The following is a 22,918-nucleotide window of genomic DNA, read 5'->3' as shown; positions in this document are numbered from 1 at the left end:
CATTACAAATAGAACCGATCTGCAAGCTGTAGCCGCCCGTCAAACCCGTCGACAAGTCCAAAGTCCTCTGGACGGCTGGTGAATAACGGGACGACCTGCATGGCATGGCATTGATTGGCAAGGTCAATCACATGGCTTGCCAGCGGATGCACGTTCCAGCGCCGGAAATGGGCATGACCCTTTTCCACCATCTTGCGCGCCTCGATCGGCATGAAACCGGTAAAGATCACATGCGCGCTTGACCCCATCCGCCCCGCATCCTGCCACTGATCAATCAGGTCGCGCGCCTTGCCAAAGGTCGCGCATGGCGCATGACACAAAAGCAACCTTGCATCCGGATTGAAGTACTTGGCCTTGTCCTTGAGACTGCGCAACTGACGGATCGCATCACTTGCAACGTAGTCCGATCCATGGGCATCAAGCACCTGCTTGACCTGCCCATAGCAGCGAACATCCATCGACCAGTCGGTCAGCCCATGGCGCTCGAACAACAACGCCATTTCTGCCGCCCGGCCACTGGGTGGCACGGGAAACAGGATCTGCCCGTCCAGCTTGGTCATGGTGGTCAAAAGACTATCAATACGGACCTGCTGGGTCAGCTGTTCCATGCCATAGGATGCATCAAGCAGGACCGTTGCGGCATCGGGCGGCGCGTCATACAGGAAATAATCAGATTCCTGACAGAAATCGCCGGAATAGAGCACTCCGCCACCCAGTTCGAAATGCAACCAGACCCCGCCAAATGAATGGCCTGTACGTCCAGTGGTGACGGTCACGCCATCCACCTGAATTTCCCCGACGGGTGGCAAGGGAACAACATTCGCTCCCTTGGGAAGCGATCTCGCGGTGACTTCGGTGCAATAGATCGGCAAACCGGCATCAACGATTTCACCCGCCGCCCCGATATGGTCGATATGGTCGTGTGTAATGAAAACGGCGTTAACTTTATTCAGCCATGCCGGATCAAAACCCTGATCACTTTCGGGGCCGACACCGCAATCAAGCAGCCAACGCCGGTTAAAGAATTCCAGTCGCAAACAAGCCGGGCCTTTTTCGCCAAGACCGGAAAGAACACGCATGCGGGCTGACATCAGGCGGCCTCACCCGACATGCGATCAAACACCCAGCCGTCTTTGACCTGAAGGCCGACTTGCTCGCCAATGCGGGCCCGGCGGTTGGCATAGACCGGTAAGGTCTGATCATCGCCAATCCGAACCGACAGGCGGAAACGCCCGCCGAGATAGACGCAATCATCGACCTGTCCGCGCAAAGGTGCTTCATCCGCGACCCAGACATCCTCGGGCCGCAGACACAAACCGGCATTGGCCGCCGCGATGCCATCGGCCAGTTTCGGGCAGATGCGCGCGGTAATGTTGCTTTCGCCCAGCTGGACTGAACAGGTGCCATCACCACCAACAGAAACATCGCGCACCGGCAATACCGCCCCTGCGCCGACAAAGCCCGCGACCATCAGATCGGCCGGTTCGCGATAAAGCGTTTCAGGCGCTGCCATCTGGCGAATATGGCCCTTGTCCATCACCGCAATCCTATCCGCCATCGCCATGGCTTCGGACTGGTCATGGGTGACGTAAATCATCGTCGCCCCGGTTCGGCGATGGAAATCCAGAAACGCCTGCTGCATGGTTTCACGCAGATGAACATCAAGGTTGGCCAACGGTTCATCAAGCAACACCGCGCGTGGTTCCATGACCAGGCATCTTGCCAGTGCCACGCGCTGACGCTGCCCGCCTGATAGTTCCGACGGACTGCGATTGGCATACGGGCCAAGGGCGACGATATCGAGTGCCTCGGCGATCTTGCGATCCTGATCGGCCCGGCTGAGCCCGCGCACCTCAAGCGGATAGCCGACATTGCGCGCGACTGTCATATGCGGCCACAGGGCATAGGACTGAAACACGATGCCAAGATTGCGGTCTTCGGGACTGATCATGACGTTGTTTTCAGGACTTGCCATGATCTGACCGCCCAGTGAAATCTGGCCGTGATCGGGTTCCTCGAACCCGGCAAGCAACCTTAATAGCGTCGTCTTGCCGCAGCCGGACGGGCCCAGCAGAGCCACGAACTCCCCATCGGCAATATCAAGCGAGACCTGATTGACCGCCCGATAGTCGCCAAAGCATTTGGTAATGCGCGAAAGATTTATGTCTGCCACGGTACAACTCCTTTGGGCAAACGACGCGCGGCAAGCTGAAAACAGCTCATCAGCGCGATCACCACCAGTACGACCAGAACCGCCACGCCTGAAGCCAGAACGGTGTCGCCACTGTCATCAAGATTGAAAATCAGAACGCCCAACGTCTCGTTCCCGGCCGACCATAAAAGGGCCGAAACGGTCAGTTCGTTAAAGGCGGTCAGGAAGACCAAAAGCGCACCGGCAGCAGCCGAAGGTGCGGCAAGCGGCAACAGAATATCGCGCAAGCGGCGCGACAGCCCTGCCCCACAGGCCTGGGCGGCTTCTTCAAGGGCCGGGTCAAGCTGGGTAAAGCTGTTCATCACCGGACGCAGCGCAATCACCAGAAAACGCGCCAAGTACGCGACAAAGATGATCGCAAGCGTGCCATACAAACTGACATCAACCAGCGGAATGCGGATAAACAACAAGATGCAGGCAATCGCCAAAACCACGCCGGGCAAGGCATAGGGCACCTCGACCAGAAGATTGATCAGCTTGGTCAGGTTCGAAGGCCTGCGCACCATCACATAGGCCAGCGGCAGGCACATCAGAACAAGCGTCACCGCCGCCCCCACGGACAGGACAAAACTGTTCTGAAACGCGCGAATTGTGGATGGCTGCACGAACATGACTTCGTGGAACGCCTCGAACGTCGCGTTGGCGAATGTCAGCTTGACGCCAAAGGCCGGAACCAGTGCGGTGGTAAAGAGTGCTAGAAGCGGAATAACCAGAATGGCGACCAATACCGTCCAAAGGGCCATTTCAACCACACCCCGGCGCGCGCCAAGTTTCACATCCAAAGGACGCCCGACCATCCCCATCAGCCGATAGTCACGCTTGGACAGTAAACGGTGATGCAGTGCCACACCGCATATCGCAATCGCCCCGATCAGCATGGCAAGGACGGAAACCTCGCCCAGAACGGACGGACCAAATCCGGCAAGCTTTTGATAAATCAATGTCGGCAGCGTCTGGTAGCCTGCCGGAATGCCCAGCATCGCCGGAATGCCAAAATTACCAAGTGCGGTGACAAAGGCCATCGCGGTGCCGGCAATCAGGCCCGGACTGGTCAGCGGCAAAATGATCTGCCACCACAAACGCCCGCCGCGTGCGCCCGCCAGACGGGCGGCTTCGATCTGTTCGCGTGGCAACATACGCAGGTTTGCCCGCAATGTCAGAAACACGATGGAGGCATGCTGGATCCCCAGCAAAAGGGCGATGCCCTCAGCCGAATAAAGCGGTTGGGGCGATCCCAGCGGAGGAGCCATGCCAATGGCATTTAAAAGCGCACTGCTGGGTCCGGTCAGTTGCACCCAGCTGAGCGCCGTAATCTGTGGCGGGATCATCATCGGGATCATGAAACAGAACACCAATGCCGCCTTGGCCCGTATATCGGTCAGTGCGACCAAGAAGGCAAAAGCCCCACCAATCAAAAGGGAAATAATCGTTCCCAGACCGGCGGTATAAAGACTGTTTGCCGTGGCCCGCCAGGTCGATGAATTGCCCAGCACGTCACGAAAATAATCAAACGAAGGCACACCACCGACCATCACACCTTCAAACCCAAGGCGCAGGATCGGCAAAATCGAAATAACAAATACCGGCACCACCAACCAAATCAGCAACCGGTCCGAAGACCGGTTGCCATTTGGTTTGGCGATTATGCCAGGCAGAACGCCGCGAAGGCGACCTGTAGCCTGCATTATTCAGCCCCGAAGATGTCTGCGAATTTCTGTTTGTTGGCTTCGGCCTGTTCCAGCGCGATGGCCGGATTGAAGTCCATCAACTTGATCTCGCTGCGTGCCGGGAAGCCGGCCGGAAGCGCCATGTCGTTACGCGCCGGGATGTAACCCATATCAAGCACCAGTTCCTGACCAGCTTCGGACAGAAGGAAGTCAACGAACTTGTGCGCGGCATCAACGTTCTTGGCGTCTTTCATGATCGCGACCGGCTCGGTCACATAGGTCACACCTTCAGACGGGAAGACGAAATCAACCGGCGATCCATCGGCCTTGCCACGAATGGCAAGGAAGTCGACAACCACACCATAGGGCTTTTCACCCGATGCAACGGCCTTGAAGGTACCGCCATTACCGCCCTTGGCACGTGCTTCGTTGGCTGCCAGTGCCTGATAGTAATCCCAGCCAAGATCCTTGTTCTCGGTCAGGGTGGAGAGGTGAATAAGGGCTGCACCGGAATAAAGCGGGCTTGGCATTGCGATCTGGTTTTTCACCGCCGGATCAACAAGGTCTTTCCACGATTTCGGCGCTTTGACGCCAGTGTTGTAAACGATGCCGCTGGTGATCAGCTTGGTCGAATAGTAATAGCCTTCACCGTCATAAAGACCGTCTTCATAGGCATTTGCTTCGCCGGATTTATAGGCCTGCAGCTGGCCTTCCTGCTTGAGACCTTCAAGCGTCACGGTGTCAGCAATCAGAAGAACATCCGGGCGCGGGTCGCCAGCAGCGATTTCCGCACGCAGTTTCGCCATCAGTTTGGTGGTGCCGTCACGGACCCACTCAACTTCAATTTCAGGGTTGGCAGCCATAAAGGCATCAACAGTGGTCTGGGCATCCTTGTTCGGCTGGCTGGTATAAAGAACCAGTTTTTCAGCAGCCTGACCCACAACCGGCAGCATCATCGCGGCAGAGGCAACCGCAGCAAGAAGAACATTACGCATGATCGGCATCCCTTGATCGAAAATAAGGTTTCGTTCGAAAATGTTTCGACCCGGAAGCTATCGGGATTTCGATTTCAGTTGTGTGACAACACCAAGAATTAAATGTTTCAACAGGAAAACCGGGCTATGCAGCGGTGTTTCGGCCTGTCTATACTCAGGTTACAAGCGAAATAACAACTTTCGAACGAAAGAAAATCCGTGACTAAAACGCCTGATGCAGTACCCCTTGATCGCCGACGCGACCGCATCGTCGCCCTTGTCAAATCGACCGGCTTTATGGCGGTCGAGGAACTGGCACGCCGCTTTAACGTATCGGTCCAGACCATCCGCACCGATTTGCGCGATCTGCATGAACAGGGGCGCGTATTTCGCCGTCATGGTCTGGCGGGCCCGGCACCCGATCCGGATAACTCGGCCTATGAAAAACGCGAGGACTGGAACCGCACCGGCAAAATGGCGATTGCCGCCAAGGTTGCTGATCTGATCCCGGAGGGCTGCACAATTGCCATTGGCACCGGCACCACTGCCGAACTCGCCGCCCAGCATCTGGCATCGCATCGCAACTTAACGGTTCTGACCAACAACCTGCATGTGGTGATGGCGCTGCAAAATGCGCCCAATGTCACGCTACGCCTTGCTGGTGGCACGGTGCGTACGCGTGATTTGGATATCATCGGTGCCGATAGCGCGGATTTTTTCGGCAGCATGCGCGCCGATTTCGGGATTGTCAGCGTGGGGGGCATGAGCGACGAGGGAGATTTGCTCGACTTCAACATGGATGAAGTCCGTGCCAGACGGGCACTGGTATCGTGCTGCGATCACGCGGTCCTGATGATCGACGAGAAGAAAGTTGGCCGCAAAGCACTCTGCCGCGACGGCCATGCCAGTGATTTTCAGACTGTGTTGCTCAACACCGCGCCAAGCGACGCCCTGCAACGCGCACTGGTCAAGGCGCGCAGTCAGATTGTTGTCGTGTCTTAATCAGCAAACAAGCGTGGCTTCTTCGCTGATGGTCAGATCACCCTCGACATGCAGGGTGTGGTTCGGCGCAACGGCCTTCCAGCTGTCGCTTTCGGCATCAAGTGGTTCGGAGACGACGATCACGTGGTCATCGCGTTTGCGCCAGTAAAGCGATGGCGGTTTGTCGTCGCTGGCATGACGGATAGCGCAGACGCTTTTGCCATTGGACAGGCAGGCGGTGAAGCGGAACGGGGCGGTTGCCCCGCGCTGCTTCATTTCGTTTTCAACAACCTCGATCGTGCGGCGAATGGCACGGTGCGGATCTTCGCGCAAGCCCAAGGTCAGCATCAGGCAAAAGATCAGCTCGCTATCGGTTGAGCCCTGCCGACCTTCGTAAAATTCATCCTCGATCATCATTTCGAGCGATCGGCGCACCAGCGGATAGTCACCAATCTGGCCGTTATGCATGAACAGATACTGTCCGTTGGCAAACGGGTGGCAGTTGGTGCGGCTGGTGTGGGTGCCGGTCGAGGCGCGGACATGGGCAAAGAACAGGCCGGACCGGATGTGATGAGCAAGCGATCGCAGGTTTGGGTCATTCCAGGCCGGCAGGATTTCGCGATAGAGCCCGGGTGTCGGGCGTTCGTCATACCAGCCAAGACCAAACCCGTCGCCATTTGTGGGCGTTTTGGCCTGTTCGGCGTGCAGGCTTTGTTCGACCAGTGAATGGCGTGGTTCAAAGACCAGCTTTTCCAGATAAACCGGATCCCCGATATAGCTTAGCCAACGACACATGATTTGCCCCCGCGTATTGATTTTGGTCGATTTTGATCGCGCACATCTAAGCCGGATAATTACAGCATGGTCAATGTGATATTGTGTGTCTCTGCCCTGATTTCAGGGCATGGCCAAAAGTCCGGCACTTGTTGGCAAAAAGAATAACAAACCTCTTGCCAAGGCGGGTGATTGTCCGTATTTTCCGCGCCACAAAATGAATCGTGCTGGCGTAGCTCAGCTGGTAGAGCGGCGCATTCGTAATGCGTAGGTCGTAGGTTCAAATCCTATCGCCAGCACCATTTTGATTTACAAAACCCCGTCGGGTCAGCCCCGACGGGGTTTTGTGTTTCTGCGGTCCTGCCCGTGACTTTGCAACCAGCACTTGCTGGCGAAACTTTTTCACATCCCCCGGTCAGACGCGTCTGTTTGCAAGGAACTGTTATAACTTCTTGCAGATCAAGGGCGGCACTATGGCGGCCCTTTTATGCGCTGCAAGGCACCATTGGGGAGTGCAGGCATGACCGATAGTGACGCGCCCAAACCAGCCAAGGCTTCAAGCAAAACCAGTCCGAAACCCGGAAACGGGCCAAACTCTGCCGAAGCCGACCCGGCAGAGGCGGAAAAAAACCTGCAGGAGCCAAGCGAAAACCCAAGCGAGAACCACGACCCAGGCAGCGCAGAGCAAGCCGCCATGGACATGATGTCCGCCTTGTGTCGTGACTTTGGCCTGCCGGGACTTTCTGCAGCCCCGACTGCTGGGTCGGGCCAGCAATCGCAGCAACCCCAGCCCATGGAAACAGCGTTTCAGATCATTCAGCGCTATCTGCTTGATGGCGATACGCCCACAGCGCCCAGCACATCAACGTCCAATCCATCAACTGAGGCCCCTGTCGAAGAATTCGGCGGGTTCGATGCCAGCTATCAATCAGATGAATTCGCACAAGATGGCGCGTCGCACAACCCGGCGCCCCCCAACGCCCCCCGAACGGGCAATGCGCATTGGGCGATCAGCACAACCCATGCCGATGGCAGCACAACCGACATGAGCGGCCCCGTCATCCATGATGACATGTTTCGGACGGCCATGCCGTCATTGCAAGGCACAGCAGAAAACGAAACCGACACCCCGGATTGGTCGATAAGCATGGCGCAGGGACATCCGATATCGCCAAACAAAACGAGCGCACATACAGCGATCTCCGCCAAAATGCTGGCCCCCAAAGTGCCGAACGCGCTGCGCAAATGGTCACTCCATGTCGGCACAACGCCAGATGCAAGGTCCGCATTGTCGGTCACGGCGCCAAACGCAGTTCCTTCGCAATTGCGCGCGCTTCTGTTTGATACGGCAGGTTCGGACAGCTCCCCATCCCAGATTTCGGAAGTTCCGATTTATAGCGGCGAACCACATGCGCTTCATCTCGAACAGACTGTCGGAACCGCTGGCAGCGAAGCAACGCCTGATCTGGCATCGATCCGGCTGATCTTTGCCAACCATGCGCCGATACCCGTACAGCTTGAATATGTTGGCAGCCTGCCCAGCCCCATCGTCGCGGGCAGTGTTGTAATCGAACCGAATGTCAGCATTCCCTTCTGGGCTCAGATCACACCACCAAGTGACGGCGACAAGGGGGCTGGCCTGATTGTTCTGGTCCGCTATGAGTCCGAAATCAGCTTTGATGTCACAGCACAGTTAATGACCAAAGCCCGAACCAGCACCCCGACGGCGATCCTGACCTGCAATGCCCAAAGCGATCATTCGGCCTGCCGGGCCGCAAGCATGATTGCCGATAGTCGAGGACGGCTTGAAACCAGCCTGACCGGCCTGCCAGATGATCCTGATGTCGCAGATCTTGAAAAGTACGGCTTCATTCCGCCGGCCTTCATGCTCGACACTGCAAAGACGGCATCAACAGCGACCAGCGCAGAAACACAATCGGATGCATCCGGCGTTAACGAACCCGCATCGAAATCGACCGATGATGGTGACGCGAACAGCACAACCACCCCCGCCAGGCAATCGACGGCCAAGCGGTCCACCCGCGCGACCAAAAGCAAAGGCGGCAATACGGGGCGTGCTGGCAGCAGCAAGGGAGGCAGCTGATGACCGGACAGGCACAAAACGATATTGCCACGGCAAGCGGGCGCAAGGATGCCGTCAGGAAAGCCTTTAATCAGGAATATATGGCAACCCAGCAAGCCATGTCCCAGGCGGCCGAACGGGCCCGCGCACAGGTTCTTGACCAAAAGCAGACAATTGCCAGTCACGCGGAAAACGTGAAATCGGGCACCCAACCCCCACAGGGACCAATCGGCCAGCAGGGTTCCGGGCAAACAGCACCGCAGCCGCCAGCCGGCACGCGACAGGGCGTTCAACAGGGCGCGCCACAACAGGCCCAAAAGCCCGCACAACAAGGTGCACCACAGATGGCGTCTGATCCGAATGCACATGACGGTCAACAGATCATGTTCGAGATCGCAAACGAGATCCGAAACATTATCGCCCACGAAATCGATCTGCGTATGCAGGCCTTGTATGAGAAGGTGGAGACCGCCCTTGCAGAAGCGTTTCCGCCGCAAGCCCCGGATCACGAACAAAAACCCGGAAAATCCGGCTCCGGGCGTCAAAAGCCTGCGTCGGACAAAAAGACATAGGCACAGGACAATCAACGTTCCTGACCTGCACCACCAAAGATAATAACAAGCGCGTCAACGCGCGATATCGCGTCCCGATATGTCTGAAAGCCCGCGTTGCGACGGCTGTGCCGTTGCGCACATCACCACAACCATAGGATGTATTAAAAATATTTTTCACATTTTAGTTGCGGTCGCGTCATAATGATTACCGCAAATCCAAATCACCTATGGTTGCAGTCAATCAACCGGAGGGGTCCATAGTGCAGAATGAAAAGAACAGTCCGCAGGATGAGACAACCCTGACCGAAGCTGAGATCAGCTTTGCCAAAACACTTGAGCAAAGCCTTACGCTGGCGTTGGGCGATGATGACAAGGTAACGTCGATCTGGTCGCGTTTGAAACCGGAACAACGGGCACGCATTGCTGAGGACTATCTGGCAAAGCTTGCCAAAACCGAGGACACGGGTGATCCACGCAGCGACCGGAACTGGTCGGGCATCCGCGCAAATGCAGCCCTTGATGCACATGCAATTACCCAAGCCGCTGCATCGGCGTCCGGAATGGAACAATCGCCCGCCACGGCCCCCGAACAAGCCAACAAATCAACCCAGCCGACACATGCGGAAAAAACAGCGGACAACACGTATAGTCCCCCGCCCGGATATCCGGCGGACTTCAATCCACTGGCGGGTTTTCCGGGGCTTGAACCCTCACGCAGCGGCCCCAGCCCGGAAGACATCATTGCCGGTGCACTCGGTGGTCCCGGCACAGCATCCCCGATTGATCCGCTTGATATCCTGCGTGGTATTATTCCGGGTGGCGAAAATCCGACATTGCGGCACCCTATCCCGCAATCGCCATCCACCCCACCGGCCGAACCACCGACCCAACCGCAAACGTCCGATACAGAGCAGGATCAACACCCGAACGCACCACAACCGGGTGCGCAAAAAGAAACCTCTGCCGGACCCGCAGCGCCGAATTTCTGGCCGCTTTGGATCGATCAACAGGACACACTTTTGAAGCAATGCCTGAAACTGATGTCAGGCAACATGGACGACGCACAAGACGCCCTGTCCGAGGCGATGGTCAAGGCATCGACCAAATTCGAAGATTCCATGGACGAGATCCGCAACCATCGCGCCTGGCTTTCGCGCATTGTCCACAATGCCTGTATTGATTTACACCGCCAGAACCGGCGCAAGGCGGAATACCGCGAAGAAACCCATGGCGCTGCGGACACACCGGCATCCCCCATGACCGCCCCGGTCACGCCAAGTCCGGAAGAGTCCTATCTTGCCGGTGAAAAGCTTGATCAGCTTGAAACAGCTCTTTTGGCCATGCAGGAAAAATTGCGCAAACCGCTTTTGATGCGCTGTGTCCAGGATCGCACCTATGACGAGATCGCAAGCGCCCTTGGGCTTAGCAACTGTGCAGTGCGCAAACGTGTTCAGCTCGCACGTGAGCACCTGAGAGCGTCGGGCATTCAGTAATGCCCACCGCACGAAAAAAAAATAGACACTGCGCAAAAAAAGACGCGTCACAACCACTGACACCCAGCGTCGATAGACTGAAAACGGGACGGCGAAACCCCGGCAGAAACACAACAGCAAGCAGCAAAGCGTAACGAAGGAGAGTTTACAATGGCGATTCCGACCCCGGTAAATGGTCAGATCACTGATGCTGTCACCCAGGCTAACGTGAAAGTACTGGGCGACGCTCCGGCAATGGCGATGGGCTCGATCTTCCAGTCCCTCGCACATTCCACCGGTATTCTTTATGAAAACGCCGTCAGCGCCCAGCAGCAGATCGGCATCACCTCGCAGGCCGCAACCAATCAGGGCGTCATCCAGATCTATTCGGTCGACACGATGGCAGACTCTGTTGCGACCTCCAAAATTGCCAAAAGCGACGTACCCGACAACATGCTGTCGCTTCTTACTGCCCTTCAGGCAACCAAAGGCTGATTTCCCCGCACCCTTTGGCCCGGGCAGCCGGCTTCAAATCGGGCGGTCGCAGATCAATGCGACCGCCCGATTTCTGTTTGTGAAATGCCCTCGGACAGCGCCATTTTTTTGCCCGGCCTGACGTCACAACACCATAAGCCCCTCGTCAACTGTCTGACCGCAAGACATGCGGAAAGGGCCGGATGAAAGCACGCTTTCCTTCCGGCACTTCTTTAGGCAACCAGGAGATACACAATGGCTGATAACACTCCGGTCAATGGCATGATTACCGACGCTGTCACCCAGGCCAATGTAAAGGTAATGGGCGACGCGCCGGCAATGGCCATGGGCTCGCTGTACCAGTCGCTGGCGCATTCGCACGGTATTCTCTATGAGAACGCTGTCAGCACCCAGCAGCAGGTCGGCATTTCTTCCCAGGCAGCCACCAATCAGGGCGTCATTCAGGTTTATTCTGTCGACACCATGGCGGGTGCTGTTGCAACGTCGAAGCTCGCAGCAAGCGACGTTCCCGACAATATGCTTTCGCTTTTGTCGGCTCTCAAGGCAACGACCGGAACATCCGTGTCGTAACATCGAAACTGGTTTCGCCGCCAAACCCGCCCGGCATGCTTACGCTTGCCGGGCTTTTTCTATCACAAACATCAAAGTGCAACGTCATCACGATACGTACCACTTCCGCCAGCCAAGGAGACGGACATGCCATCGGCACCACCTGCGCAAGACGGCAAGAAATCCCAGCACGGCCATGTCGATCACAACACCGACATGCACCAGTGCGAGGTTTCCGACCAGATCACTGACAGCGTTGCCCAGACCAATGTCGCCACCATGGGGGCGGGTCCGGGTTATGCCGCCCTGCAGTCGATGTTGGGACAGGCGCAATCGCAGAACATTTTGATGGCGAACATGGTCTCCGCCCAAAAGCAGAATGCCATGATCGGCATGACGACCATGACCCAAAGCGTTCTGCAAATGATGAATCGCCGCAACCAGTAAGGAACATTCCGATGAGCAATCCAAACGAAGTCGACGAACAGATCACCGACAGCGTCACCCAGACCAACACGTCTGTCATTGCCAACGGCCCGGCGATGGGCGCGATGCAGTCCTATCTGTCGCAAGCACAGGCGCAGGGCATCCTGTTTGCAAACATGGTCAATGAACAGCAGCAACAGGCCGTTGCCAGTCTGGCGACCACCATGGAGTGCGCAAAAGCCACCTTGTCGGTTCAGGACCAAAAACCAAATTTTTTTACCGCAACCGGTCCGGTCATGCGCCGGGCGAAGCAGACGGACGTCAACAACAACCCGACTTGAAGTTCGGGGCCGCACCGCTCGGCACCAATCCCGATACTGCGCCGGAAGACGATCCCGCAGACGATGGCGAAGCCGCCCGGCATTGGTATGAAACCGCCTGGGGCGAGATTGATGCACGGTTTCGCGGCGGGCCCGACAACGCCGGTGGGCAAGAGGGCGAAAGCAACGAGGTCCAGTAATGAGCGATATCGTCAACCCGCAAGTAACCGATGCCGTTACCCAGACCAACGTGAAGGTACTGGGCGAAAGCCCGGCACAGGCCGTTTCCATCGCGATGCAGTCACATTCACATGCGACCGGTCTTGCGATGGAAAACGCCACCCTGACACAAGGCAACATGCAACAGGTTGCCAATACATCAACATCGAAGCTTGTCGCGATGATCACCGCGCAGGCTGGCTAATTGATCACAACCGCGTCCGTGCGACGTCTAAGGATATGCGGTCAGACCGACCGCCTTTTCGGAGGATAACATGGCAATTCCAACCCCGGTGAACGGTCAGATTACCGACTCAGTCACCCAGAGTGCGGTCAGTGTTCTTGGCTCTGCACCTGCGAATGCGATGGGTTCGATTTATCAGAGTGCGGCGCACTCGACATCGATCCTGTTCCAGAACGCAGTACAGGCTCAACAGCAGGCATCAATGTGTTCACAGGCCGCCACGAATCAGGGCGTGATGCAGCTTTACTCCGTCAACACCATGGCTGGCGCACAGGCCACCGCCAAGCTTGGCCGGTCTGACAACAGCGATGCGCTTTTGACACTTCTCGTAATTTTGGCAGCAACCCGCCGCTAGGCACCCGACCAGTCCGGTCTTTGAGACCGGCAATGGTCATAAACATGAGGGCGTGAAATGGCAGACAACACCCCTGTAAATTCACAAATCACCGACGCGGTGACCCAGAACAACGTAAAGGTTCTGGGCGAAGCGCCGGCACAGGCCATGGGGCTTGTGTATCAGACGATGGCTCATTCCATCAGTCTGTCGATGCAAAACGCCATGCAGACCCAGGGTGGCCTGCAACAGATCGGCAATGCCGTCACGTCCAGTGCCTGCAAAATGATTCTGGATAGTTCCGGCGGCGGCATGGGATCAAATAATGGTGGCGGCAACCAGACCAGCTGATGGTTTAAACGCCCTGCCCTGTTTCGCAACCATCCATAATCCGGTCCTGCGACCAGTCGAAAATGAGGTTTCCGATGGCTAACGTAGACAACAAACCAAACGAAGATCCGAAACCGGACGGCGGTGACCAGGATAACGCACAAGGCAGTGCGGGTGCCCCGTCAGCCAGTGGCGGTTCAACTGACAGCGACGCTGACACGTCCCAAAACGACGCATCCGCCAGCCAGAAAAGCGAAGATGGCAGCGCCCCGGATGATGCGAGCAGCAGCAATTCTGCCAACGATCCGGCAGCCCCTGACAATCCACCAGGCACACCGCCGCTTAGCACGGCATTGAACCCGCAGATCGTCCAGGCTGTCGGCACCACCAATCATGCCGTCTTGAACGGGGCGATCCCCGGTGCAAATGGTGTCGCCTATCAAAAGGTCGCTCAGGCCGCAGCCTACGCGGTGCAGGATTCAACCGACTATATGCGCAATATCATGTCGATGGCATCGGCCACCACCGGTGTTGCCATGCAGAAAATGCTCGCAGAAAACAAACCGTCGCCCTACGACGAAATCATCGCTGCCGCGACCAAGGCGGTTACGGACGCACAAAAAACCTTCACCAGTGTTGGTGAAGCTGCCAGCAGCGTGGTGAAGGATTTTGATAATCTGGCATAGTGTTGCGCCAAACGGGGCTAATTGGTTGCAACTTACCTTTTCGTCGATAAAATTTGTGAATGAATCACAGATACTCGAAGCACTTCCAGAGGATAATTGCACTGCCTGCGCTCGTAGCGTTTGTCCTCGCGTGTATCGACTTGCTTGATAACGAGCCAGCAAGCCATTTTATCGAAACCCATGCTCCCCAAGGCGTCATCTTGTCGATCTATGGTGGGATTCTCGCATTGAATGTGTTCGCTGCTCTACCCTACATACCCGATGTTTTGCGCGGCGAATTCCATTGGAAAATACGGACCCCAATCAATCCCCTCGATCGGTATGGGGTATTTGTTACCGGTCTTTTTTTCGCGCCGTTGATTGCTGTCGTCTCTGGCTACGCACTTTATCAACAAACACTCCCTGCAACGGTTTGCTTCCTGCTGGCATTTTTGCCAGTGTTTTCCACCATGATAAGCCTGAGTTTTTGGATCAGACTTTTAGGAGCGTTGCTCGCCCGGATTGCTGAATTGGCGCAGAAGTAGTCAATAAACCTATCCTGCGCGCATCAGCTCGATACGGTGGCAAGCTTCGGAAAAATCAGGCGCAAACAGTTTAACACTGACCCCGGTGCCCGGAAGCTCATAGGCACCCATTTCTGACGTCGGGCAGGAAATGAATTGCGCCACGACCGCGCTGACAAGAACGCGTTTGCCGAGTTGCTTGGTAAGTTGTTCGATACGGGCGGCCTCGTTTGCCGCCTGCCCGACCACAGTAAAGTCGACACGTTCAGACACGCCGACATTGCCGTAAATCACATCGCCGACATGCATGCCAAGACCGTAATCGAACGGCAGCTTTCCTTCTGCCTCGCGCCGCGCATTCAGGGCGTCAATATTCAGTTGTGCTTCGGCCGCAGCATAAAGTGCCGCGTGACAGGCGGTTTCAAGGTTGGTTTCGTCTTCGTCAATCGGGAAGATTGCAAGGGTCGCATCGCCGATATAGCGCAGAACCTGCCCGCCATGCTTGAGAACCGCACCCGCTGTTGCGCCAAAGAAATCATTCATTTCCCCCAGAAACGCATCATCGCCGACATGGGTCGCAACCGAGGTCGAGTTGCGCATGTCCGAAAACCAGATCACCGCGCGTGTCTTGGTGCTGTCACCCAGCTTGATCTGGCCATTGCGGACCCGCTGCCCGGCATCGGTACCAAGATAGGTTTCAAGAATGGTACTGGTTTCTTCGTGGTTGATGCGCATTTTGCACGACACCGCAAACCGGCGCTGGATACCTGACAGGATGGCCAGATCCTCGTCCGAGAAGCCACTGGGCCGCCGCGTCAGATAGGTCATGAAGATGCGGTTGCTATCGAGTGTGCTGTCGCTGTCCGTGACGAACGGGGTCATCAGCGCATAGTAATCCGTGCCACGCTTTCGGCGGAAACTTTCCAGAATGGGGAAATCAACAACTGCGCTTGGACCAATCAGATGACGGCGCATGAAGCTGACATCGTTATCAAGCATCCACTTCATCGGGCTTTCGTCCCAGTCGTGGCCCTTGTCATCCCCCCCCATGTGGGTGGTGCGCTCGACCTGGCCGTTTTCCTTGGTCCAGATGTAAGACACCCCCTCGTACAATGGATGCAGGGTTTTAAAGGCGACCATAACCCGGTCAACCGGAATTCCCGATGCCACCAAACGGCTGGCCATACCTGACAGAAGCTCGCTTATGTCGGTATCATCAAGCGCGCATTCCATCAGCCAGTCGTTCACAGAACGCACAAAACCGCGCGCGGCCTGCGCGTTATTTGTCCCGGGTAGCGGGGTTACCACCCCCGTTGAAGACTGGTTATTGGTCATAGGTATGCTCCGTCCATTCGTCTGCTTGATTGTTGCATTGCCGCTGGGTCAAATCCAGACCCTAAATAGAACAACAACGCGATTTCGCAATTCTCGATTTGGCAAAGTAAAAATCCACGCAACAAATGACTATTGGTCATTTGTTTTGCAAGGCCTATTTGTCAAAAAACTGTCGCACTGTGTCAGGAGAAAATTCTTAGGCCCTCGGACTGATCGAAATGACAGCTATTGTGGCTGCGCCGGTGGCAGGTAGATCCGCGCAAGAAGCCCGCTTTTCTGCGATTCTTCAAGGTAAATCTCACCACCATGGGCACGGATGGCTGTGCGCGCAATCGCCATTCCAAGTCCTATGCCCCCGGTGTCACGATTGCGTGACTCTTCAATCCTGAAGAACGGTTCAAACACCTGTTCACGCTGCTCGACGGGAATCCCCGGACCATCATCGGCAATTTCAATCCACAGACCGCCATCGTCGGCATCACGCACCGAGACCTCGACCGTGTCACCGAAATTCAGCGCATTCGCCGCCAGATTGCCAAAGGCGCGTTTGATCGACAGGGGGCGGCAGGGATAAACGCGGGGGTCCCCCTCCCCGATGAATGCAATCGGGCGTCCGGTTTCTGCCAGATCCTCGACCGCGGATTCAACAAGCGCGGTCAGGTCGATCTTGCGGGTTTCCTCATTTGCGGTTTCTTCGCGGGCAAAAGTCATGGCCGCTTCGACCATCTGTTCCATTTCATCAAGTGTCTCGATGATGCGCGCGCGATTTTCCGGGTCCTCAACAAACTCGGCCCGCAGACGTAGCGACGTGATCGGCGTACGCAGATCGTGTGAAATTGCTGCCAGCATCCGGGTGCGGTCCTCGACAAAGCGTTTGAGACGGGCTGTCATACGGTTGAAGGCCTTTGTTGCCCGCCGGATTTGAATCGGGCCTGTTTCAGGCACCGGTTCGGGGTAATCCCCCCGCCCGACGCGATCGGCCGCACGGGTCAGCACATCCCATGACCGGGAAATCCGCCGTGCCAGGAAGAAGGCAATGACCGCGATAACAAGTCCCGACGCCAGAACCCGCAACAGGTTATCAAAGACAAACCATGGCGGGGGCAATGTTATCATTCATCAGTTTGCGCAGCTCGCGCCCGTCGGATGCCAGCGTCACACGATATTCATGCTGACGCAGATACCGCCCCAGAAGGTCACGGATATCACGGTGATCATCAACAACAAGAATGTGGGGCTGGTCGCTCATATGCGGTCCTGAAATCAAAACTCTTTGCTCAACCTAACCTAACGCGTTGGTCACGCCGGCAGAAACGGCAATTTGTATCAGATTGTCGCAAAGGGCCCATTTGGCAAATCTTGCGACCAATTTACCGGTTTTCCGGGATCATTTCGCGACAATCGTAGGCGATAACGGACCTCAACACATTGATCCCCCACAAACCTGATGAGGTCCCCGATGAAACGCAAAAACACGCTTAAACTTGCCGCCACACTGATCGCCACCACCATGATCGCCACCCCGCTTGCTGCGACTTATGCATCACCGGGCGAACGTGACCATGGCGGCGAGTGGTCGATGTTTGGCGGCGGTCACGGTGATCGCGACCATATGCGCGGCGAACGCGGTGAATATCGCGAACACGGCAAGCATGGCAAAGGCGGCATGTTCCATGGCGAAGGCCGCGAACGCGCCGTGCCATTGACCATTGATGAAGCCCGCACGCTGGTTGATGCGATGCTTCTGAAAATGGGTGAAGCCAACCTCAAGACCGGTGAAGCCAGGGCCTCCGAACAAGCAGGCAAGATTGATGTTGTCTTGCTTAATGCCACTGGTGATGTGGTCAAGGTTCTGAAATTTGATGAACAAACCGGCCGCATGGATCGCGGCACCCGCCATGACCTGCGCAAACTGATCGGCACACCGAAAATGGATCAGGCATCGCGCTATGATCGCAAATTCACCGCCGATCAGATGACGCTTCTTGCCAATGCGATCGTGATCCGGTTTGGCAATGGCGAACTCAAATTGGGCGACATCAGCGAAACGCCGCGCGGCACCTTTAGCGCCACCATCACCAACCAAGCCGGTGACATTGTCCGCGAAATGGAACTAAGCAGCGTGACCGGCCGCCCGATCAGCTAAGTCATTCGTTTAACGTCAAAAATTGTCCCCACCCCGGTCCGGGGATTTCCCCCATCCCAACCGATACCCCGGACCCGCACCGCGCCCCAAGGCTCCCCTTGGGGCGTTTTGCGTTTTGACGTTTAATTTCATCGGCTTGCCGTGCGATTGGGTTTGACGGTCGTGCACAATGCAATCATTGTGACGTGCTTCTAAATATTGCCCCATGAAAGAAGCACCATGACGACCAACGCCCCAAAGCCCCAGCCCAGAACTGCCATCCTTTCGGACATCCCGGCATTAACAGCCCTTTGGCAGGAAACCGGGCTTTATCGCCCGTATAATCCGCCGCAATGGGATGTGCGCTTTGCCCTTGAAAGTGACGAGGCCACCCTTTTCGTCTGGGAAGATAACAGCGATAACATTATCGGCTCCATCATGGCCGGTCATGACGGGCATCGTGGTTGGGTCTACTATATGGCTGTTGCGCCAAATTTGCAGAAATCAGGTCTTGGTCGCCGCCTGATAGAAGTCGGGGAAAACTGGCTGCGTAATCAGGGTGTTTGGCGCATGCAGTTGATGGTGCGTGCAGATAACCACGCGACGCAGGATTTCTATCACCATCTGGGGTATCGCGCCTGCGATGTCACGGTCATGCAAAAGGACATCGACACACCACCCGCGGATCGCTGATCTGTTCGCGAATTACATGGCGTCGGCAATTGTCGATGCCGCGTTCTGTTCATCCGGGGCGGGTTCTTCCTGATTTTTGATCGCGATTGTCGCATGTGCGATCCGGCGCGCGCGCTCATACAGGCGGTTGATGCGCTCCACCATGGCGACCTCAATCCGGTAACGGCGAATATCAAGGTCACGCGGGCCGATCTCATCACTGACCTTGCGCAGTGTGGCATCAAGTTTGGTAGCAAATTCACTCTTGCGGCCAAGCACATGGTTGGCGGCCTCAATATCCTCGGCCGTGAAGGCGGTCATGGCCTGTTTCAGGCAGTCCTCGGCGATTTCGTAAAGCTCTGCCATTTTCTGGCGGCTTTCATCTGATGGCATGTGGCGGATATCAAGCCATTCGCCGACCAGCTTGACCATTTCCTCGCTGATCAGATCACCAACCGCCTCAAGATGGTTGCTGACCGCAAGCTCGTTCTGCATCCGGTTAACGTCGCCCGCCAGCAGTTCGGCCCGGCGCAACTTGGCGGCAAACAGCGCAATCGCATCCTGCAGGCTATCGATCCCGTCATCCAGTTCACCAAGCTTTTTAAGCTTCGGGCGTGTCGGATTGCGCAAGTTTTCCCGGCCAAGGCGCACCACATCAATCACCACATCCCCCATATGCATGACTTCACTCCGCAGCAAACTGAGTGCGGCGGCCGGAGCCACGGTCAGTTCGTGAATAACGTATTTCGGTTCCGGGTTGAGCCGTGGCTCTGCATCGATTTCTGCGGGGACGAGCTTTTCAATCAAACGCGCGATCCACGGCACAAAGCCGATCATCAGGATGACGTTGGCGACATTGAAGATCGTGTGAGCATTGGCGATTTCGCGCGCGATATCCGTCGTTTCTGGTGTGCGGCCAGTGGTAATGACCTCAACCAAACGCGCCAATTGATCGATGAAGGGCAACCAGATCAAAACCCCGACCACATTAAACAGGATATGTCCAAGGGCGGTTCGAAATGCATCGCGGTTCTTGCCAATCGTCACCAGAAGGGCCGTAACGCATGTGCCGATATTGGCCCCGAAAATAAGCGCGATCCCGCTTTCAAGGGGCACCAGCCCCTGCCCGGCAAGAACAATGACAATCCCCATGGTCGCGGCACTTGATTGCACCAGCGCAGTAAAAGCCGCCGCCACCAGCATGGCCAGAAACGGATTGCTCATCTGGCTCATCAGGTCAATGAACGGGGCATAGGTTCGCAGCGGTTCCATGGCATTGCTCATCATGCCCATGCCAAAGAACAGCATCCCCATACCCAGCACCGCCTTGCCGATCAGCGAAAAGCGTTTTCGATCGGCCAGCATCGTCATGGCAAAACCAATCGCAATGAAAAGCGGCGCGATGGCATCCACGCGAAAGGCAATGATCTGGGCTGTCAGTGTGCTGCCCATATTCGCACCCATGATCACGGCAATCGATTGGGCAAAGGGCATCAACCCGGCTGAGACGAACCCGACCACAAGCACGGTTGTAACGCTTGAAGATTGAACCAACCCGGTAATGACCGCACCCGATACCGCCGCCCACAGGCGATTGCGTGTCATGCCCGACAGCACCCGGCGCAACCTTGCCCCGGCAAGGGTTTTGAGCGCCCCGGCAAGATGATCCATCCCGTACAGGAACAAGGCAAGACCACCGACCAGGCCGATCATCATCGACCAGGTTTCGAGCGCGACAACATCACCAGCAGCCCTTGCCACCGGTATGGTCACAAGAAGCAGTACAACACTTGCAAGGATGGGTTTCAGGACTGCGGGCATCAGCGAACCAGTCGAGGTAATCAGTTGAAAACAAACCGACCATAGCGCAGTTTATCAAGACTGTCAGGTGGCAGACGCATCATCGACAGGGAGAAGATTTATCGCGCGAAAGAAGAAATGACATGCGTAATATTGGCCCGACCTCTTCGCGGGAACTCAGCGAAATCGGAATTGAAAACGGTGATCAGTTGCGCGCACTCGGCATTGAGGAAACCACATGCCGATTGCTGTTTCGCTTTGCCAGCGAACAGAAAATCAGCCTGAATTATCTTTATGCGCTTGAAGGGGCGATCCATGATCGCGACTGGCGCGATATCACGCCTGCGCGCAAGCAAGAACTCAGGTCCCTGCTTCAAAGATTGCGCCGCGAACTGTCCAACCATCAAGCCTGACAGTTCGCGGGCATGAGATGGCTTATTCAGCCGCAACCGATTTATGGTCGCGGTTTTCTTGTGCAAGACGTTCGCCAAGATCCGCAACCTGATCGCCAGACAGACGCAGACCAAGCTTGGAACGACGCCAGAGCAGATCATTGATGTCGCGCACCCATTCGTTATCAATCAGATAGCGGACCTCTGCCTCATACAGGTCATGGCCATAACATTTGCCAAGATCACGAACACCCTTGGCATTGCCAATGATCTGTTCGATCCGCGTACCATAAGCGCGCAGAAGGCGTTTGAGCATCACCGCGTCCATCCAGTCATAGCGTGCAGCATAGGATGCAAAGGCCGCGTCATAAGATGCATTGGGGAAATCCCCGCCCGGCAATGATGCCCCCGCCGTCCAGGGGGTATCCTTGGCACCCAGTTCCCTTGAGATGATCTGAAGCGCATGTTCGGCAAGCTTGCGATAGGTGGTGATTTTACCGCCAAAGACATGAAGTGCCGGGGCCTGATGACCATTGGCTTCGAGTTTCAGGGTGTAATCACGCGATACCTTGGACGCGTTCGCTTCCGCGCCTTCACCGGCATAAAGCGGCCGCACCCCGGAATAGGTCCAGACGACATCATCCGATGCGATCGGCTTTTTGAAATAGCCGCTGGCAAGCTTGCAAAGATAATCGATTTCATCCTGATCAATCTTGACCGTGGACGGATCGCCCTTGAAATCGACATCCGTGGTGCCGATCAGGGTGAAGTCATCCTGATAGGGAATAGCAAAAACAATGCGGCCATCGCCGTTCTGGAAGATATAGCAGAAATCATGATCAAACATCTTGGGCACGACAATATGGCTGCCCTTGACCAGGCGGATATTGGCCCTGGTATCGGATTTGACGACACCGTTTTCCGGATTGATCAGATCGGCACACCATGGCCCGGCGGCATTGATCAGCATGCGGCCTGACACAGAGCGGTTTTCGCCTGTTTCCTGATCGCGCAGCGTCACATTCCAACCATCATCTGACCGGCTCGCCCCGACACATTCGGTACGGGTCAAAATCTCGGCCCCCATGTCCTTCGCGTCCATTGCGTTCAGGACCACAAGGCGCGCATCATCAACCCAGCAATCGGAATAGACAAAGCCCTTTGTCATCTCGTCCCGCAGGGGCGCACCGGATACGTGCTTGGCGAATGAAATGCCCTCGGACGCCGGAAGCTTTTTGCGCCCGCCAAGATGGTCATAAAGGAACAATCCAAGACGGATCATCCAGGCCGGGCGCAGATCCTTGCGGTGCGGCAGAACAAAGCGCAGCGGCCAGATGATATGCGGTGCATTGTCCAGCAATACTTCGCGTTCGGTCAGTGCTTCGCGCACCAGACGGAATTCGTAATGCTCAAGGTAACGCAACCCGCCATGGATCAACTTGGTGCTGGCCGACGAGGTGGCACTGGCCAGATCATCCTTTTCACACAGCAATACGCGAAGGCCCCGGCCCGCCGCATCGCGTGCGATCCCGGCGCCATTAATGCCGCCGCCGATAATGATCAGATCATAGTTTGAAGTGCCAGCCATGGGGGCCTCTCATCGTAGAAGGAAAACTCTTTGATGAGAAAAATAGTTCATTTTCGAAAATTTTCAAGTTTCGAATTGTGACATTTATTCGACACAGCCATGCGGCAAACGCACGCACATACGTTAGATATCGCAAATAAACAGCGAACACCGACAAACAAGAAAACGTTCATTCGTGAACGA

At 56.1% G+C, this 22,918-nt stretch carries 27 protein-coding genes and 1 tRNA gene; 18 read left to right on the top strand and 10 right to left on the bottom strand.

Translation table 11 applies throughout. From position 1 onward, the window contains the following. Nucleotides 1–2: 2 nt before the first annotated feature. The 4 genes from B2R48_RS11325 to B2R48_RS11310 are packed head-to-tail and all read right to left on the bottom strand — an operon-like array spanning nt 3 to nt 4,874. Nucleotides 3–1,091: an MBL fold metallo-hydrolase gene (locus tag B2R48_RS11325; protein WP_297000347.1), complete on the bottom strand. Its 1,089-nt coding sequence runs from the start codon at nt 1,089–1,091 to the stop codon at nt 3–5. Beyond that, nucleotides 1,091–2,173 carry an ABC transporter ATP-binding protein gene (locus tag B2R48_RS11320; protein ID WP_297000345.1) on the bottom strand — a complete coding sequence of 361 codons (1,083 nt, stop codon included), beginning with the start codon at nt 2,171–2,173 and terminating at the stop codon, nt 1,091–1,093. Before B2R48_RS11320 ends, B2R48_RS11325 begins: the two co-directional genes overlap by 1 nt. After that, nucleotides 2,161–3,897 carry an ABC transporter permease gene (locus B2R48_RS11315; protein WP_297000342.1) on the bottom strand — a complete coding sequence of 579 codons (1,737 nt, stop codon included), beginning with the start codon at nt 3,895–3,897 and terminating at the stop codon, nt 2,161–2,163. Before B2R48_RS11315 ends, B2R48_RS11320 begins: the two co-directional genes overlap by 13 nt. After that, nucleotides 3,897–4,874: an ABC transporter substrate-binding protein gene (locus tag B2R48_RS11310; RefSeq protein ID WP_297000339.1), complete on the bottom strand. Its 978-nt coding sequence runs from the start codon at nt 4,872–4,874 to the stop codon at nt 3,897–3,899. Before B2R48_RS11310 ends, B2R48_RS11315 begins: the two co-directional genes overlap by 1 nt. Nucleotides 4,875–5,072: 198 nt before the next feature. Between B2R48_RS11310 and B2R48_RS11305 the strand changes: the two genes are divergently transcribed. Continuing rightward, on the top strand, nt 5,073–5,855 hold the full coding sequence (locus B2R48_RS11305; RefSeq protein WP_297000336.1) for a DeoR/GlpR family DNA-binding transcription regulator: 783 nt from the start codon (nt 5,073–5,075) through the stop codon (nt 5,853–5,855). Here the strand turns inward: B2R48_RS11305 and B2R48_RS11300 are convergent, their stop codons facing one another. Then, a complete protein-coding gene (locus tag B2R48_RS11300) occupies nt 5,856–6,629 on the bottom strand; it encodes a class II glutamine amidotransferase (protein WP_297000334.1) in 774 nt (257 codons plus the stop codon). It abuts the gene before it with no gap. 205 nt (nt 6,630–6,834) lie between these two features. Between B2R48_RS11300 and B2R48_RS11295 the strand changes: the two genes are divergently transcribed. The 14 genes from B2R48_RS11295 (at nt 6,835) to B2R48_RS11230 (ending at nt 14,844) form a co-directional block, all read left to right on the top strand. Further along, a tRNA-Thr gene (locus B2R48_RS11295) sits at nt 6,835–6,910 on the top strand. 218 nt (nt 6,911–7,128) lie between these two features. Beyond that, entirely contained in the window at nt 7,129–8,712 is a 1,584-nt protein-coding gene (locus B2R48_RS11290; RefSeq protein WP_297000331.1) for a hypothetical protein, read from the top strand. Then, nucleotides 8,712–9,263: a hypothetical protein gene (locus B2R48_RS11285; protein WP_297000329.1), complete on the top strand. Its 552-nt coding sequence runs from the start codon at nt 8,712–8,714 to the stop codon at nt 9,261–9,263. Before B2R48_RS11290 ends, B2R48_RS11285 begins: the two co-directional genes overlap by 1 nt. Nucleotides 9,264–9,505: 242 nt before the next feature. Next, entirely contained in the window at nt 9,506–10,738 is a 1,233-nt protein-coding gene (locus tag B2R48_RS11280) for an RNA polymerase sigma factor (protein WP_297000327.1), read from the top strand. Between the two features lie 150 nt (nt 10,739–10,888). Next, a complete protein-coding gene (locus B2R48_RS11275; protein ID WP_008890488.1) occupies nt 10,889–11,212 on the top strand; it encodes a RebB family R body protein in 324 nt (107 codons plus the stop codon). A gap of 234 nt (nt 11,213–11,446) precedes the next feature. Next, nucleotides 11,447–11,782 (top strand): RebB family R body protein, encoded by a 336-nt coding sequence (locus B2R48_RS11270; RefSeq protein ID WP_033067648.1) that lies wholly within the window; start codon nt 11,447–11,449, stop codon nt 11,780–11,782. Nucleotides 11,783–11,908: 126 nt separating this feature from the next. After that, nucleotides 11,909–12,208 carry a RebB family R body protein gene (locus B2R48_RS11265; RefSeq protein WP_062957534.1) on the top strand — a complete coding sequence of 100 codons (300 nt, stop codon included), beginning with the start codon at nt 11,909–11,911 and terminating at the stop codon, nt 12,206–12,208. An 11-nt stretch (nt 12,209–12,219) separates the two neighbouring features. After that, a complete protein-coding gene (locus B2R48_RS11260) occupies nt 12,220–12,528 on the top strand; it encodes a RebB family R body protein (RefSeq protein ID WP_062957535.1) in 309 nt (102 codons plus the stop codon). After that, nucleotides 12,525–12,707 (top strand): hypothetical protein, encoded by a 183-nt coding sequence (locus B2R48_RS11255; protein WP_297000320.1) that lies wholly within the window; start codon nt 12,525–12,527, stop codon nt 12,705–12,707. The genes B2R48_RS11260 and B2R48_RS11255 overlap by 4 nt, the downstream gene beginning before the upstream one ends. After that, entirely contained in the window at nt 12,707–12,931 is a 225-nt protein-coding gene (locus tag B2R48_RS11250) for a RebB family R body protein (protein ID WP_062957537.1), read from the top strand. The genes B2R48_RS11255 and B2R48_RS11250 overlap by 1 nt, the downstream gene beginning before the upstream one ends. 70 nt (nt 12,932–13,001) lie before the next feature. Then, a complete protein-coding gene (locus tag B2R48_RS11245) occupies nt 13,002–13,325 on the top strand; it encodes a RebB family R body protein (protein ID WP_062957538.1) in 324 nt (107 codons plus the stop codon). A 57-nt stretch (nt 13,326–13,382) separates the two neighbouring features. Next, nucleotides 13,383–13,655 (top strand): RebB family R body protein, encoded by a 273-nt coding sequence (locus B2R48_RS11240; RefSeq protein WP_213474384.1) that lies wholly within the window; start codon nt 13,383–13,385, stop codon nt 13,653–13,655. A gap of 74 nt (nt 13,656–13,729) precedes the next feature. Beyond that, nucleotides 13,730–14,320, top strand: a complete 591-nt coding sequence (locus B2R48_RS11235) for a hypothetical protein (RefSeq protein ID WP_297000310.1) — start codon at nt 13,730–13,732, stop codon at nt 14,318–14,320. 140 nt (nt 14,321–14,460) lie between these two features. Beyond that, a complete protein-coding gene (locus B2R48_RS11230; RefSeq protein WP_297000308.1) occupies nt 14,461–14,844 on the top strand; it encodes a hypothetical protein in 384 nt (127 codons plus the stop codon). Between the two features lie 9 nt (nt 14,845–14,853). Here the strand turns inward: B2R48_RS11230 and B2R48_RS11225 are convergent, their stop codons facing one another. From B2R48_RS11225 to B2R48_RS11215, 3 genes are all read right to left on the bottom strand, one after another. Next, nucleotides 14,854–16,158: an adenylate/guanylate cyclase domain-containing protein gene (locus tag B2R48_RS11225; protein WP_213474382.1), complete on the bottom strand. Its 1,305-nt coding sequence runs from the start codon at nt 16,156–16,158 to the stop codon at nt 14,854–14,856. Nucleotides 16,159–16,383: 225 nt separating this feature from the next. After that, nucleotides 16,384–17,274 carry an ATP-binding protein gene (locus tag B2R48_RS11220; RefSeq protein WP_297000304.1) on the bottom strand — a complete coding sequence of 297 codons (891 nt, stop codon included), beginning with the start codon at nt 17,272–17,274 and terminating at the stop codon, nt 16,384–16,386. Then, complete coding sequence (locus B2R48_RS11215) at nt 17,240–17,407, bottom strand: response regulator (protein ID WP_297000301.1); 168 nt, start codon at nt 17,405–17,407, stop codon at nt 17,240–17,242. The genes B2R48_RS11220 and B2R48_RS11215 overlap by 35 nt, the downstream gene beginning before the upstream one ends. Before the next feature lie 210 nt (nt 17,408–17,617). Between B2R48_RS11215 and B2R48_RS11210 the strand changes: the two genes are divergently transcribed. Together B2R48_RS11210 and B2R48_RS11205 are read left to right on the top strand one after the other, a co-directional pair. Continuing rightward, a complete protein-coding gene (locus B2R48_RS11210; protein WP_297000298.1) occupies nt 17,618–18,304 on the top strand; it encodes a hypothetical protein in 687 nt (228 codons plus the stop codon). Between the two features lie 219 nt (nt 18,305–18,523). After that, entirely contained in the window at nt 18,524–18,976 is a 453-nt protein-coding gene (locus tag B2R48_RS11205) for a GNAT family acetyltransferase (protein WP_297000296.1), read from the top strand. A 12-nt stretch (nt 18,977–18,988) separates the two neighbouring features. On the opposite strand, the gene B2R48_RS11200 is transcribed toward B2R48_RS11205, so the two are convergent. Further along, nucleotides 18,989–20,776 carry a Na/Pi cotransporter family protein gene (locus tag B2R48_RS11200; protein WP_297000293.1) on the bottom strand — a complete coding sequence of 596 codons (1,788 nt, stop codon included), beginning with the start codon at nt 20,774–20,776 and terminating at the stop codon, nt 18,989–18,991. Nucleotides 20,777–20,898: 122 nt separating this feature from the next. Here B2R48_RS11200 and B2R48_RS11195 point away from each other — a divergent pair, with 122 nt between their 5' ends. Continuing rightward, nucleotides 20,899–21,168, top strand: a complete 270-nt coding sequence (locus B2R48_RS11195; protein ID WP_297000291.1) for a TfoX/Sxy family DNA transformation protein — start codon at nt 20,899–20,901, stop codon at nt 21,166–21,168. A 22-nt stretch (nt 21,169–21,190) separates the two neighbouring features. On the opposite strand, the gene glpD is transcribed toward B2R48_RS11195, so the two are convergent. Beyond that, the gene (gene glpD / locus B2R48_RS11190; protein ID WP_297000288.1) at nt 21,191–22,735 is read right to left on the bottom strand and encodes a glycerol-3-phosphate dehydrogenase; all 1,545 of its coding nucleotides are present in this window, start codon (nt 22,733–22,735) and stop codon (nt 21,191–21,193) included. Nucleotides 22,736–22,918: the final 183 nt, after the last annotated feature.

It is taken from the genome of Thalassospira sp. UBA848, assembly GCF_002295455.1.
GTDB lineage: Bacteria > Pseudomonadota > Alphaproteobacteria > Rhodospirillales > Thalassospiraceae > Thalassospira.
This window is presented reverse-complemented; position numbering and strand designations above follow the sequence as displayed.

What these genes read in the sequence shown, in the direction of transcription:
- B2R48_RS11325 (WP_297000347.1), bottom strand. Translation starts at nt 1,091, where the DNA reads ATGTCAGCCCGCATGCGTGTTCTTTCCGGTCTTGGCGAAAAAGGCCCG.
- B2R48_RS11315 (WP_297000342.1), bottom strand. Translation starts at nt 3,897, where the DNA reads ATGCAGGCTACAGGTCGCCTTCGCGGCGTTCTGCCTGGCATAATCGCC.
- B2R48_RS11310 (WP_297000339.1), bottom strand. Translation starts at nt 4,874, where the DNA reads ATGCGTAATGTTCTTCTTGCTGCGGTTGCCTCTGCCGCGATGATGCTG.
- B2R48_RS11300 (WP_297000334.1), bottom strand. Translation starts at nt 6,629, where the DNA reads ATGTGTCGTTGGCTAAGCTATATCGGGGATCCGGTTTATCTGGAAAAG.
- B2R48_RS11290 (WP_297000331.1), top strand. Translation starts at nt 7,129, where the DNA reads ATGACCGATAGTGACGCGCCCAAACCAGCCAAGGCTTCAAGCAAAACC.
- B2R48_RS11285 (WP_297000329.1), top strand. Translation starts at nt 8,712, where the DNA reads ATGACCGGACAGGCACAAAACGATATTGCCACGGCAAGCGGGCGCAAG.
- B2R48_RS11275 (WP_008890488.1), top strand. Translation starts at nt 10,889, where the DNA reads ATGGCGATTCCGACCCCGGTAAATGGTCAGATCACTGATGCTGTCACC.
- B2R48_RS11270 (WP_033067648.1), top strand. Translation starts at nt 11,447, where the DNA reads ATGGCTGATAACACTCCGGTCAATGGCATGATTACCGACGCTGTCACC.
- B2R48_RS11265 (WP_062957534.1), top strand. Translation starts at nt 11,909, where the DNA reads ATGCCATCGGCACCACCTGCGCAAGACGGCAAGAAATCCCAGCACGGC.
- B2R48_RS11260 (WP_062957535.1), top strand. Translation starts at nt 12,220, where the DNA reads ATGAGCAATCCAAACGAAGTCGACGAACAGATCACCGACAGCGTCACC.
- B2R48_RS11250 (WP_062957537.1), top strand. Translation starts at nt 12,707, where the DNA reads ATGAGCGATATCGTCAACCCGCAAGTAACCGATGCCGTTACCCAGACC.
- B2R48_RS11245 (WP_062957538.1), top strand. Translation starts at nt 13,002, where the DNA reads ATGGCAATTCCAACCCCGGTGAACGGTCAGATTACCGACTCAGTCACC.
- B2R48_RS11240 (WP_213474384.1), top strand. Translation starts at nt 13,383, where the DNA reads ATGGCAGACAACACCCCTGTAAATTCACAAATCACCGACGCGGTGACC.
- B2R48_RS11235 (WP_297000310.1), top strand. Translation starts at nt 13,730, where the DNA reads ATGGCTAACGTAGACAACAAACCAAACGAAGATCCGAAACCGGACGGC.
- B2R48_RS11225 (WP_213474382.1), bottom strand. Translation starts at nt 16,158, where the DNA reads ATGACCAATAACCAGTCTTCAACGGGGGTGGTAACCCCGCTACCCGGG.
- B2R48_RS11220 (WP_297000304.1), bottom strand. Translation starts at nt 17,274, where the DNA reads ATGATAACATTGCCCCCGCCATGGTTTGTCTTTGATAACCTGTTGCGG.
- B2R48_RS11215 (WP_297000301.1), bottom strand. Translation starts at nt 17,407, where the DNA reads ATGAGCGACCAGCCCCACATTCTTGTTGTTGATGATCACCGTGATATC.
- B2R48_RS11210 (WP_297000298.1), top strand. Translation starts at nt 17,618, where the DNA reads ATGAAACGCAAAAACACGCTTAAACTTGCCGCCACACTGATCGCCACC.
- B2R48_RS11205 (WP_297000296.1), top strand. Translation starts at nt 18,524, where the DNA reads ATGACGACCAACGCCCCAAAGCCCCAGCCCAGAACTGCCATCCTTTCG.
- B2R48_RS11200 (WP_297000293.1), bottom strand. Translation starts at nt 20,776, where the DNA reads ATGCCCGCAGTCCTGAAACCCATCCTTGCAAGTGTTGTACTGCTTCTT.
- B2R48_RS11195 (WP_297000291.1), top strand. Translation starts at nt 20,899, where the DNA reads ATGCGTAATATTGGCCCGACCTCTTCGCGGGAACTCAGCGAAATCGGA.
- glpD (WP_297000288.1), bottom strand. Translation starts at nt 22,735, where the DNA reads ATGGCTGGCACTTCAAACTATGATCTGATCATTATCGGCGGCGGCATT.